At 31.3% G+C, this 12,819-nt stretch carries 9 protein-coding genes; all 9 read left to right on the top strand.

The genetic code is table 11. The features are described 5' to 3' along the window. The first annotated feature begins 5 nt into the window (after positions 1-5). The 9 genes from FN795_RS08485 to FN795_RS08445 all read left to right on the top strand — a co-directional run bounded on the left by FN795_RS08485 (position 6) and on the right by FN795_RS08445 (position 12,713). The gene (locus FN795_RS08485; RefSeq protein ID WP_142450225.1) at positions 6-1,229 is read left to right on the top strand and encodes a DUF4249 domain-containing protein; all 1,224 of its coding nucleotides are present in this window, start codon (positions 6-8) and stop codon (positions 1,227-1,229) included. Between the two features lie 20 nt (positions 1,230-1,249). After that, positions 1,250-2,968: a hypothetical protein gene (locus FN795_RS08480; protein WP_142450224.1), complete on the top strand. Its 1,719-nt coding sequence runs from the start codon at positions 1,250-1,252 to the stop codon at positions 2,966-2,968. A gap of 209 nt (positions 2,969-3,177) precedes the next feature. Beyond that, positions 3,178-3,897: a hypothetical protein gene (locus FN795_RS08475; protein ID WP_142450223.1), complete on the top strand. Its 720-nt coding sequence runs from the start codon at positions 3,178-3,180 to the stop codon at positions 3,895-3,897. A 19-nt stretch (positions 3,898-3,916) separates the two neighbouring features. Further along, entirely contained in the window at positions 3,917-6,655 is a 2,739-nt protein-coding gene (locus tag FN795_RS08470; RefSeq protein WP_142450222.1) for a TonB-dependent receptor, read from the top strand. 5 nt (positions 6,656-6,660) lie between these two features. After that, positions 6,661-7,899, top strand: coding sequence for a DUF4249 domain-containing protein (locus FN795_RS08465; RefSeq protein WP_142450221.1), 1,239 nt, complete (start codon positions 6,661-6,663; stop codon positions 7,897-7,899). Beyond that, positions 7,887-9,602 (top strand): hypothetical protein, encoded by a 1,716-nt coding sequence (locus FN795_RS08460; protein ID WP_142450220.1) that lies wholly within the window; start codon positions 7,887-7,889, stop codon positions 9,600-9,602. The genes FN795_RS08465 and FN795_RS08460 overlap by 13 nt, the downstream gene beginning before the upstream one ends. A gap of 159 nt (positions 9,603-9,761) precedes the next feature. Then, positions 9,762-10,313, top strand: coding sequence for an RNA polymerase sigma factor (locus FN795_RS08455; protein WP_142450219.1), 552 nt, complete (start codon positions 9,762-9,764; stop codon positions 10,311-10,313). Continuing rightward, complete coding sequence (locus FN795_RS08450) at positions 10,303-11,766, top strand: hypothetical protein (RefSeq protein ID WP_142450218.1); 1,464 nt, start codon at positions 10,303-10,305, stop codon at positions 11,764-11,766. Before FN795_RS08455 ends, FN795_RS08450 begins: the two co-directional genes overlap by 11 nt. Before the next feature lie 83 nt (positions 11,767-11,849). Beyond that, the gene (locus tag FN795_RS08445; protein WP_007804760.1) at positions 11,850-12,713 is read left to right on the top strand and encodes a sigma-70 family RNA polymerase sigma factor; all 864 of its coding nucleotides are present in this window, start codon (positions 11,850-11,852) and stop codon (positions 12,711-12,713) included. Positions 12,714-12,819 lie beyond the last annotated feature (106 nt).

Here is a 12,819-nt window from a genome sequence, read left to right as displayed (position 1 = left end):
AGTAAATGAAATTTAAAACCCAGCATATTAATCCTTTGTACAAGATATTGTTTTTTGCAATTTTCTGTCTTTCTGTTAGTAGCTGTACGGAGCAATATATTTTTCAATCAAACACATTTGAAAGTATACTGGTCGTACAAGCTAATATCACAAACGAATTAAAGAAACAAGAAATAAAAATTAGCCGCTCTTACCGACTTGGAGAAAATGAACAAGCATTTGAAAAAGGAGCAAATGTTTATGTGACGGATAGTGAAAAAAATAATTACGATTTTGAACTTGAAGATTTTTCAGGTCTTTATGTTTCAAAAAACCCTTTTCAGGCAGTTCCAGGAAGATCGTATCAATTAAACATTACTACAAATGATGGTAAATCCTATTCATCTGCTTTACAAACTTTAACTTCAGTTAGTGAAATTAATGTAGAACCAAAAATTGAAACAGTTGATGGCATTAAAGGAGTGCAAATAGTCGTAACTAGTAATGATCCTACTGCAAGCTCAAAATTTTACAGGTTTGAGTACGAAGAAACATATAAAATTATACCGCCTTACTGGAGCCCTAACAAACTTAAGGTTGACCCACTTAGCAGCTCAATTGAAGAGCCTAATTTTTTAGTTGTTCCAAGAGAAAAAGAAACAAGAGTTTGCTACACCACAAAAAAATCAGATGATTTAATTTTAATCAGCAATGTGGGCAAAAGCGAAGATCGCATCAATTTCCCTATACGTTTCATAGATATGGGCAGTTCTATACTAAATGAGCGATATAGTATTATAGTACGCCAATATGTGCAAAGTTCAGAATCTTATACCTACTATGAAACGTTAAAAACGCTTTCTACTTCCTCTAGTTTATTTTCACAAGTACAACCTGGATTTAATTACGGAAATATAAAAAACAATGATGATCCTGAAGAAAAAGTAATAGGCTATTTTGAAGTTTCATCTGTTTCTTCAAAAAGAATCTTTTTCAATTTTAGAGATATCTTCCCAGTAGAGCCATATCCGCCATACTTTATGGAATGTTATCCAGTAGAACTAAGAAATTGCTGGGATGCAAAAGGCTGTGCTGGCGCCACTATATTGGCTCTGGTTAAAGCTCAAGTACCTGAAAAAGTATATTATGGTAATCGCCAAAATATGGATATAGTAGTCTTTGTTGAGTCTCCATGTAGTGACTGTACCAGCGTTTCATCTAACATAAAACCTTTATTTTGGATAGATTAAAAAAAATTATACGCACAATTATGCTGATAACTGCAAATACAGTTATTGCACAAAGTGGTTCATTGGCTAAAAATGAAACTACTGAATTAAACATCGAAAATATATTTGTTCACGCCAACAATACAACATTAGTTGCGGGAGAAACCCTGCATTGCAAATTTTATTGTTTAAATTCACCTAAGAATAATTTTAGTTCTATTAGTAAAATTGCACATGTGGAACTTGTAAACAAAGAAAATCAGGTAATTTTTGCCAATAAAATATATCTTGAAAATGGCACTGGCGAAGGTGATTTTTTTATTCCAACAACAATCGAAACAGGCAATTACAAATTAATTGCTTATACAAACTGGATGCTGAATAATAAGAACACCAAAACAGCTGTAACCGATCTTATCATTATAAACCCTTACATTGTTAGTACTATAAAAAAGCCTGTTTCTCAAACTCAAAATGGCCAGGAGAAAAATGAGGAAAATCAATCAATTACAACAAACTCTTCGACAAAAGATCAATCTTTTGCTTTAGAATTAAACAAAAAAGCTGCCACAAAAAGGGAACAAATTTTACTTAAAATAAAATCCTTAAATGGGATTGCCAACAATGGAAGCTTTTCTCTTTCGATAAGAAAAACGAATAGTTTACCTTCAAAAAAACAGATGAATTCATATGAATTCACAAAATCTTATAGTGGTGAAACGATAAATAATAATTCACTTTTTCTACCCGAACTTCGTGGAGAAGTCATATCAGGATCTATTAAAAACAATAAAGATCCAAAACAAATAGCTGACAAAAACATTGCGTTATCATTGCCCGGTAAAGATTTTGCTTTTAAAGTTGTTAAAACAAATGAGGACGGAAAATTTAATTTCATATTAGAAAAGAGCCCAAATTATTCTAATGCAATTATTCAGGTTGTCGGAGAAGACAAAAATGATTATGCGGTTGAACTTGACAAATACCAAGGATACAATCTATCTGAATTAAAACAAGGTGAAGAATTTTATCTTAGCTCTGATTATAAGGCTAGTCTTGAAGAAAGATCGATTGCAAATCAAATAGAGAATTCCTATTATCATTTAAAAAAAGACAGTATACAGCCGGAGATTAAAAAGTTTCCATTCTATCATCCTCTTGAAAAAGAATATATTCTTGGAGATTATACCAAATTTCCAACCTTGAAAGAAACAACGATAGAAGTAGTTAAGGAAATGTATTATCGAGAAGAAAATAAAAATTTCACATTACATGTTAGAGACATAAATTATGATCTTAATTTTTTCTCGGAACCTTCATTAGTGTTGGTCGATGGTGTATTAATTCAAAACACAAATGAATTAGTTGATCTTAAAATGGATGAAATTTACAAAGTTAGCCTAGTTCCAGGAGTGTATATTTATGGACCAACTGCGTTTGATGGCATCATCAATTTTACTTCAAAAAACCATGATTACAGTACCAAAGAAAAAGGTGCTCATATTTTAAAAACGGATATTCAAAGGCCTCTGAACAAAATAACATCTTTTAAACAAGATTATACGAACAAAAGCAAATATGATCGTGTTCCTGATTACAGATACCAATTACTTTGGGAGCCTGAATTGTTATTAGATAATAATGAAAAAACAATTTCATTCTTTACTTCTGATGTTCCCGGACAATATGAAATAAATTTAGAAGGATTTACAAAAGATGGAGTTCCAGTATCGCTAAAAGAAAGTTTTGAAGTAAAATAATCCAAAAACACATATTTATTAAGATCATCCACAAGGAAGAAAATCTATGAAATCTGATTTCCCTTTTTTGAATTTGTTTAAACATTGGGAGATTTTTTAAAACAAAACATGAACATTTTATCGCATTTTAACAGTTTTAACTGCCATTTATAACTTTTTTTTAATACTTTTGAAATTAACCGAAACTAAACCAAAAATCCACCAATCCTTTGAAAAATTCCAAAAAAACGATACTATTACTATGCTTATTTGGATTATTATTAAACATTCCTTCGATACACAGCCAAAGTATCAAAGAAACCGAAATCTTCAATTGGTTTGATAAAAATGCTGGAATAGAATCCTTAGACATTAAAAATGGTCCTGCGCATTTAAACTTTGACAGAACAATTGGCAATCAGCACAGATACTATGGTGCTGATGAATTCAAAAAAGGAAGCATTAACTACAATGGTCAAGATTATTTTGATGTATACTTAAAATATGACATCTTCGCTGATCAACTTATTTTACGCCCTTATGATCTGCAAAACACCACGAAAATAGAACTCATAAAAGCGAACATTACTCATTTTAAGATTGGTGATGAAAACTTTGTAAAACTAAAAGACTTGAACAATTCTTCTTTTAAAGGCGGTTATTACAACGAAACTATAATCAAAAATAATCAAGCGCTTTATATTAAATATTACAAAGAAAAAAAGAAAAATATCAAGGAAGAATTAGACTTGATCGACTATAAACCTCGGTATGAATTTATTTTATGGAAAGACAGCAAATTCAATTTAATCAATGAAAAAAAAGAAATTATAGCTCTATTCCCTGAAAGTAAAAGAAATATAAATGATTTCTATCTCATGAATAGAAGTTTACGAAAAGAAAACCCTCCATTATTCATGAAAAACCTGATGAAATACATTAACAATTAAAACCCGAAGAAACATACAAATGAGAATATTTACTATCCTTTTATTATTTTTCGGTTTTAATCAGATTCTGCATTCACAAGGCGAAAAAAAGACAATAAACCTTACGTTCAACAATATAAACAGAGTGGCTGTTTTGGAGAAAATTGAAGCTTCAACTTCATACAAGTTTTATTTCCAAGACAATTGGTTTGATAAAAACGTATTAATTTCTGGAGATTATCAAAACAAAACTATTGAAGAAATTTTGTCAAAAGTTTTACAGGACACGGAACTTAATTTTTACGTTAGTAAGAATAAAATCATATTGACAAAAAACAGCATCATTTATGATAAGTTTCAAAACAATAAAAAAGATGCAAATGCCCCAATCTTTTTCCAGCAATATGATTCGGTCAAAAAAGACAAATCTGGAACAACAGCTCCAATTGCATTAATTGGAAAAGAAGCTGTTGATTCAGAAGTTGATTTATATACTTTATCTGGTCATATTACTGACCTGAAAGATGGAAAACCTTTGGCCGATATTAATGTCAAAGTAAAAAACACCGCTATAATTTCGACCACCAATGCTGAAGGTTTTTATAGTTTTAAACTTCCAACAGGACTGAGCACGATTGAAGTTGAATCATTATTTTACAACAGTACTTCTCGAAAAATAATGATTTACAGTAATGGTACATTAGATTTTTCTGTTATTGAAAAAATCAATCAGTTGGATGAAGTTTTGGTAAAAGGAAAAGACAATCAAAACATTAGAACCGCCATAACAGGAGTTACAACAATTGAAGCTGAAGGCGTAAAAACTATTCCTTTAGTTCTTGGAGAGCGAGACGTCTTGAAAGTTGCATTAACGATTCCTGGTATCAAAACGGCAGGCGAAGGATCTTCTGGATTCAATGTCAGAGGTGGAAAAGAGGATCAAAATTTAGTATTACTGGACAATGCTACGATTTACAATCCTATGCACCTTTTTGGCTTTTTCTCTTCAATAAATCCTTATACAATCAACAAAGTTGATATTTACAAAGGAGGAATTCCTTCTGAATTTGGAGGGCGTTTATCTTCTGTTTTCGATATTGTTTCTAAAAATGGAAATACCGAAAAGATTTCTGGAGAAGGAGGAATTGGACCAGTAACCAGCAATCTTACTCTTTCTGTACCTGTTGTAAAAGACAAAGCAAGTTTGTTAGTTGGCGGACGCGCAACCTATTCAGATTGGATTTTAAAAACCTTAGATGACGAAAGATTAAAAAACAGTCATGCTTCTTTTTATGACCTATTTGCCAAATACAATCATAAAATCAACAAAAACAATTCGGTTGAAGGAACAGGTTATTACAGCAAAGATTCTTATACCTTGACTCCAGACTCGTTATTTAAATACAGCAACAGATTAGTTTCATTGAAATGGAAACATGCCTTCAACGAAAAAAATAATAGTGAATTCAATGTTACAAATAGTGAGTACAAATACAGCATTAAATATCAATCTATTAATCCTGAGTCTTTTCTTTTAAAATATAAAATAAACGAAAGTCAGGCCGTTTTAAAATTTGGCAGCGAGCTTAATGCGAAACATAAATTAACTTATGGAGTTTCGACTAAACTTTATAAAGTAAATCCGGGAGAATTGTCTCCATACGGAGAAACCTCAATAGTCACTCCAATTACTATTGAAAATGAAAAAGGATTGGAATCAGCCGCTTTCTTATCTGATAAATTTCAAATTTCTGAAAAAATATTATTAGATATTGGAGCCCGATATTCTTATTACATGGCTCTTGGCCCATCAACACAAAATATTTATCAGGAAGGAGTGCCTAAAACGCCTGCAACAGTAATTGAGCAAAAAACATATGGTAACAACGACGTAATTACCCGAAATGGTGGTTTTGAGCCAAGAGTCGGTTTGCGTTATATTTTTAATGAAAGTCTTTTTGTAAAAGCTGGTTTCGACAAAAACTATCAATACATCCATTTGCTTACAAACAATACGACTCAAGCACCAACTGATACTTGGAAATTATCTGATTTGAATGTAAAACCTGAAAGCGGTTTACAATATTCGTTGGGTATATTTAAAAAACTGGAGTACAATGATCTTGAATTAAGTCTTGAAGGATATTACAAAACTTCAAAAAACATTTTAGATTATAAAGTAGGATCGCAGCTTCTTTTAAATCAAAATTTAGAGACCGAATTACTTCAAGGTGATGGAAAAGCGTATGGAATTGAGTTTTTATTAAGAAAATCGATTGGAAGACTTAATGGCTGGATTGGTTACACCTATTCAAGATCATTCATAAAATTAGACAGTCAGTTTAATGATGAAAAAGTAAATAACGGTGAATATTTTCCAAGTAATTTTGATAAACCACACGATTTCAGCATTGTAATGAATTACAAGTTTACACATCGTTACAGTTTTTCTTCTAATTTTGTATATCAAACAGGAAGACCAATCACTTATCCTATTGGAAAGTATTATTACAGTGGTGCAGAATACACCTTATATACCGACAGAAACAAATTCAGAATACCTGATTATTACCGTTTAGATATTGGATTAAACATTGAAGGAAACCATAAGATTAAGAAATTAGCACATAGTTTCTGGAACATTTCTATCTATAATGTATTGGGCAGAAACAACCCGTATTCAGTCTTTTTTGTAACCAAAGATGGTCAAGTAAAAGCTTATCAAACCTCAATCTTTGCAGTTCCAGTACCAACTATTACTTATAATTTTAAATTTTAACCGTTATGAAAAAAGTCTTTATAGTTAGATTTCTAATAATAACTTTATTTTTATCGGTATTGGGTTGTACAACGCCGTATGATTACCAATCGAGTAGCGCTTATGAAGATGTTATTGTAATTGAAGCAACTATCACAAATCAAAATAAAACTCATGAAGTAAAAGTTACAAGAGCCTATAAGCTTGATGAAAAAACGCCAACTTTTGAAACTAATGCTACTGTTTTTGTTACCGATAATATGGGCAATAAATACGATTTTAAACAAAATGCTGAAAATTATACTTCTGTTGCTCCGTTTCAGGCTGCTCCAGACAGGCAATATCAATTGCATGTTCGTACTAAGGATGGTAGAGATTATGTTTCAACCACTGAAAAATTACCACAACAAACTGATATTGAAAGTGTAGAAGCCAAAGCAAAAACCAAAAACAATCAGCTTGGTATTGAAATCACTGTAAATAGCACAGATCCTACAAATAGCTCGCACTACTACAGATATGAATATGAAGAAACTTATAAAGTTGTGGCACCAAAATGGTATCCTCAAAAAGCTGTTTCTGTTTTTTATGCTCCCGGTTCTAATCCTCCAGGAAAAGTAGTTTTTGAAGACAGAACGACTGAAGCAAGAATTTGCTACTTAAGTCAAAATTCAAACGACCTGATTTTAACTAGTACAAGCGATTTATCCGAAGATAAGGTGATCAATTTCCCTGTTCGATTTATTGCCAGTACTGATCCTATTATAAGAAACAGATACAGCATATTGGTAAAACAATATGTGCAAAATCTTGCCGCGCACACTTTTTTCGCAACATTAAAAGAGATATCTAATATAGGAAGCATCTTATCACAAACGCAGCCAGGATTTTTTTACGGCAACATTCAATCAGTTGCCAATCCAAAGGAAAAAGTTATTGGTTATTTTGATGTGTCGTCATATTCTGAAAAAAGGATTTTTTTCAATTTCACTGACTTACTAAATGGCCAGCCATTCCCAAACTACCAATATGAATGCCCTTCTCCAATTCCAGATATTTCTAAAGGAGAATATGTGTTCAAATACTGCTTTAGCCAAGATCCATTGCTAGAATGTCAAGGAGATGTAATATTAAATTTATTGGCCAGCGGTATTAAAGTCTATTATCCGACAGAATTACCCAATAACTATATTTTGTATCCAGTAGAATGCGGAGACTGTACTTCATTTTCATCAAACATAAAACCACCATTTTGGATAGACTAAAATACATATTATATCTAGCGCTCGCTTTTAGCAGCCAGCAGATTGTATTTGCTCAAAAAAACAATTCTGTAAATGAACTGAATGAAGTTGACAAAAAAATTAATGAGTCAATTTATATCAGCACAAATGCAAATTCTTTTTTGACAGGCGAAACTTTGCAATACAAATTATTCTGTATCGACAAATTAGCTAATACTGCTTCAATTTTTAGCAAAATAGCTTACGTACAATTAATTGACAACAATAAAAAAACGGTTTTTGCACATAAATTGTTTCTTGATAAAGCAACAGGAAATGGTGACTTTTTTATTCCAACAACATTGGAAACCGGAAGCTACAAATTGATTGGTTATACAAACTGGATGCTTAATAAAACTGTACCTGATTATTTTTCTACCGATATTTACATTGTAAATCCGTATAAAGAAAATCCAAGTGGCAGTACAGTTTCGTACAATTCCGTTTCTTCAGAAACTGTAAACAACAGCAATATTTCATTTGATATAAAAAACAAATCATACAATACACGAGATTTGATTGAACTAAATGTCAAATCAAATTCTGATGAATTTACAAAAGGAAATTATACTTTGTCCGTTAGAAAAACAGATGGTTTTTTAGTTCAAAACAAAGCAATTTTTAGTGGTAAAACCAATCAAAATGGCGAAATCACAAACAGTCAATTTGTATTGCCTGAATTGCGAGGTGAAATCATAACAGGAAAAATATCTTCGGCAAATGCTGAAATTAAAAACAAAAAAGTAGCACTTTCTATTGTTGGGAAAAATGCCGACCTGAAAATTGTAAAAACCGATGATCAAGGCAAATTCATTGTTATTTTAGAAAAAGAGAACTCAAATTCAAACATTATTGTTCAAGTCCTTGAAAGTGGCAAAGAAGATTATATAATTGAAATTGATAAACAAAAGGACGTAGATTTTTCTAATTTGACTTTTCCTGTCGTTCAATTCAATTCAGATTTCAAACAAAATATCACTGACCGATTAATTTCGACTCAAGTTGAAAATGCTTATTATGATGTCAAAAAAGATAGCGTAATATCACCGGCAATAGCACTTCCTTTTTTCGGAGCATCATCTGAAGAATATATATTAGATGATTTTACACGATTCCCAAATATCGAGGAAACAGTTACAGAAATCCTAAAAGGTGTTTACTATCGAAAAAACGATAATATTTATTCCATTCATGTTTTTGACAATAATGATAATTATGAATCGGCATTGCCAACTATGATTATCGTTGATGGATTAATTATTGAAGACTTAAATGAGTTTTTTGCCTTTAATCCTAAAAATCTTTTTAAAGTAAATGTAGTGCGAGGAATTTATTATTATGGCTCAAAATCTTTTAATGGAATCGTTTCCTTTACAACAAAAAATGGTGATTATGATACTAAACTCAAAGGCAAGTTTATCGTTAGACCCGAAATTTTAAGACCTCAGGTAAAGAAAAATTATTTTAGTCCTGATTACACAAGCAATAAGAACGTAAGAATTCCAGATTATAGACACCAACTTTTATGGCAGCCAAACATTGATTTGAGCAAAACATCAAATAGTAAATTTTATGCTTCTGATGTATCAGGAAAATATGAAGTGTCACTTGAAGGATTTTCAGCTTCTGGAAAACCCGTTTTTATAAAAGATTTCATAGAAATAAAAGAAGAAGCCAGCAATTAGTTTTATTCTGATCAAAACATCCAAATAAACCTCTGTTTCTAAATTTGAAATAGAGGTTTATTTTTTTCTTATTTAACGCAACCTTTTTCTTTTTTTTACACTATTAATTATAAACCGAAGATCACCTTACAACAATACTACAAAATCAAAAGATAAAATTTGAATTTAGACGAACTCATAAAGAAGTGCATTAAGCAAAACCGAAAAGCGCAAGAAGAATTATACCAAGAGTATAAGAAAATGCTTTATGTGTTATGTCTTAAGTATTGTACCAATGAAGTTGAGGCTGAAGACAATCTTCATGATGCTTTTATAGAGATATTCAGCAATATAAAAAATTATAAAGGAAGAGGAAGTTTTGAAGGATGGATCAAAAGAATAACAATCAACAAAGCAATAGCCCGCTATAAGCAATCTTATCTTTTAACAGCAATTAAAGATGAATATCCCGATGATGATTTTATTAATGAAAATGAAATCGATTTGTCGCTAGATACAATTTTGTCTTTTGTTCAGGAATTGCCACATCAATATCGATTGGTTTTCAGTTTATACGAATTAGACGATTATTCACATCAGGAAATTGCCGAAATGCTATCAATTTCTGAAAACACTTCAAAATCAAATTTGCATCGGGCAAAACAAATTTTAAAGGAAAAAATTAAATCAAAAAGTACATTTTATTATTCTAAACAAAAAAATGGAAAATAGAACTGAAATAGGAAAAGCAATCCGAGATCACTTAAATAATTTGGACAAAAGTCCGAATGACGCTTTGTGGTCAAGAATTGAAGCAGATTTAAATCAAAAAAGACGCAGACGAGTTTTGGCTTGGTTAATTCCGAGTTTAATCGCTGTCGTGCTTTCTTGTTCATTACTTTATCTTAAATCTGATTTTCAGGAAAAAAATCAAACACAGCAAACACAATCAAAAAGCGAAGTCAATACAAAAAATCAGACTTTAAAATCAAGTAAAGTTCCAAATCCAAAATCTATATTATTAAAAACAGAACCAGACCAAATTACTACGGTTTCAAAAACCAAAAATGTTAAACTTATAAAAGAATCCAGTAAGTTAATTACCTCTACAAATGAATATGAAGAATATGAAGTGGTAAAAAAATATAAAGTAGTTATTAGAAAAGAAGAAAGAAATACAAAACCTATAAAACCAGAAGTTGTCAAAAAAACAGCTAAACCAGGTTTTTCGGCAAACTTAAAAAAGGCATCAAAAGGAAAAAATGCAAAAGTAGATTCAAAAAAAACAAATAAAAACCAAAGCACTAAACAGAACAAAGGGAAAATTAAAAAATCTCCTTTTAAACCAACTCCACAAAAAAGTATTGAACAAAAAGACACTTTAATAATCGTAAAAGCTGAAACATCTCCAAAAATTACGGAAATAAAAAAAGACAGCATTATAACTATTGATAGTCTAAAAACCCCAGTAAAAGCAACAGCAAAAAGAGAATACAAAAAAACAATTTACAACACTAAAACAAATGAATTGAATCCAGATGTAAGTATTCATGCTTTTTATGGTCCGGCAATTTTTGGCTCTTTGAATGGCAAGTCATTGATTAACGCAACTATGGACGATCTTTCAAAAAGCCATCCTGTAAGTTCGCATTATGGAGTTTATGTCAAAACTATGTTTGACAAATTCGGCTTCCGAGCTGGTTTTTCAAAGATTAATTTAAAAATTACGACGGAACTCGGTCAAAATTTAATTACGAATTATAATAACATCGATTTAAAATCGGACGTTAATATAAAAGATACTTTTGCAAATGCAAGCGACATTGAATTGCATCAAAAACTTTCTTATTATGAAATTCCACTGGCCTTTGATTATGCACTAAAAAAAGACGATACTAAATTTGGAATCGATGCCTTTACCGGATTCAGCTTTTTAATATTAGACAAAAATGAGCTTTATTTAAAATCTGAAAAAGTTGAAAAACAAACGATTGGAGAAGCAAAAAATATTTCTGGAGTCAATATTTCCTATGATCTCGGAATAGGCTTCACATACAAATTAACAGATAAAATTGGCTTAGATCTAAACCCTATTTTCAAATATTATCTCAATACTTTTAAAGAAAATGGAGAAGCAAAACCCTATAGTTTATCGCTGCAAACAGGAATAAATTATAAATTTTAAAAATATTTTTTACTTCGTTGTAACTTTTTTGACACTTCATACGTATAACTACTTGTACACTTAAAAATTGAGGAGACAAAAACATGAGACAACTTAAAATCACCAAGCAGGTAACCAATCGTGAAACTGCATCGTTAGATAAATATCTACAAGAAATCGGAAAAGTTGACCTAATTACCGCTGATGAAGAGGTAGAATTAGCACAAAGAATTAAGGCGGGTGATCAAAGAGCATTAGAAAAATTAACAAAAGCCAACCTACGTTTCGTTGTATCGGTTGCTAAACAATATCAAAATCAAGGATTAACTCTTCCTGACTTAATTAACGAAGGAAACTTAGGTCTTATCAAAGCTGCACAACGTTTTGATGAAACTCGTGGTTTCAAATTTATCTCTTACGCAGTTTGGTGGATTCGTCAATCGATCCTTCAGGCGTTGGCAGAACAATCTCGTATCGTTCGTTTACCTTTGAACAAAATTGGTTCTATCAATAAAATCAACAAAATGTACGCATTATTAGAGCAATCTAATGAGCGCCCACCTTCTGCTGAGGAAATTGCAAAAGAACTTGACATGACTGTAAATGACGTAAAAGAGTCTATGAAAAACTCTGGTCGTCACTTATCTATGGATGCACCTCTTGTTGAAGGTGAAGATTCTAACCTTTATGACGTTTTACGCTCTGGAGAATCTCCAAACCCAGACAGAGAATTAATTCACGAATCATTACGTACTGAAATCGAGCGTTCATTAGAAACATTAACTCCAAGAGAGGCTGATGTAGTTCGTTTATATTTTGGTCTTGGCGATCAACACCCAATGACTCTTGAGGAAATTGGAGAAACTTTCGACTTAACTCGTGAGCGTGTTCGTCAGATTAAAGAAAAAGCAATCCGTAGATTGAAACATACTTCTAGAAGTAAAATCCTTAAAACTTATTTAGGATAAACAATATTTGTTTCAGGTTTTAAAGTTTCAGGTTGTTTTTGTAACTTGAAACATGAAAACATGAAACCTTGTAAAGCAAACAACAGTTTGATTGACTGTTCGTTTT

It is taken from the genome of Flavobacterium resistens, assembly GCF_900182645.1.
Classification (GTDB): domain Bacteria; phylum Bacteroidota; class Bacteroidia; order Flavobacteriales; family Flavobacteriaceae; genus Flavobacterium; species Flavobacterium resistens.
The sequence above is the reverse complement of the archived record's forward strand: the minus strand, read 5'-3'. Positions and strand labels throughout refer to the sequence as shown.

Excerpts from the sequence above, each read along its gene's own strand:
- FN795_RS08480 (WP_142450224.1), top strand. The coding sequence starts at position 1,250 with ATGCTGATAACTGCAAATACAGTTATTGCACAAAGTGGTTCATTGGCT.
- FN795_RS08485 (WP_142450225.1), top strand. The coding sequence starts at position 6 with ATGAAATTTAAAACCCAGCATATTAATCCTTTGTACAAGATATTGTTT.
- FN795_RS08470 (WP_142450222.1), top strand. The coding sequence starts at position 3,917 with ATGAGAATATTTACTATCCTTTTATTATTTTTCGGTTTTAATCAGATT.
- FN795_RS08450 (WP_142450218.1), top strand. The coding sequence starts at position 10,303 with ATGGAAAATAGAACTGAAATAGGAAAAGCAATCCGAGATCACTTAAAT.
- FN795_RS08445 (WP_007804760.1), top strand. The coding sequence starts at position 11,850 with ATGAGACAACTTAAAATCACCAAGCAGGTAACCAATCGTGAAACTGCA.
- FN795_RS08465 (WP_142450221.1), top strand. The coding sequence starts at position 6,661 with ATGAAAAAAGTCTTTATAGTTAGATTTCTAATAATAACTTTATTTTTA.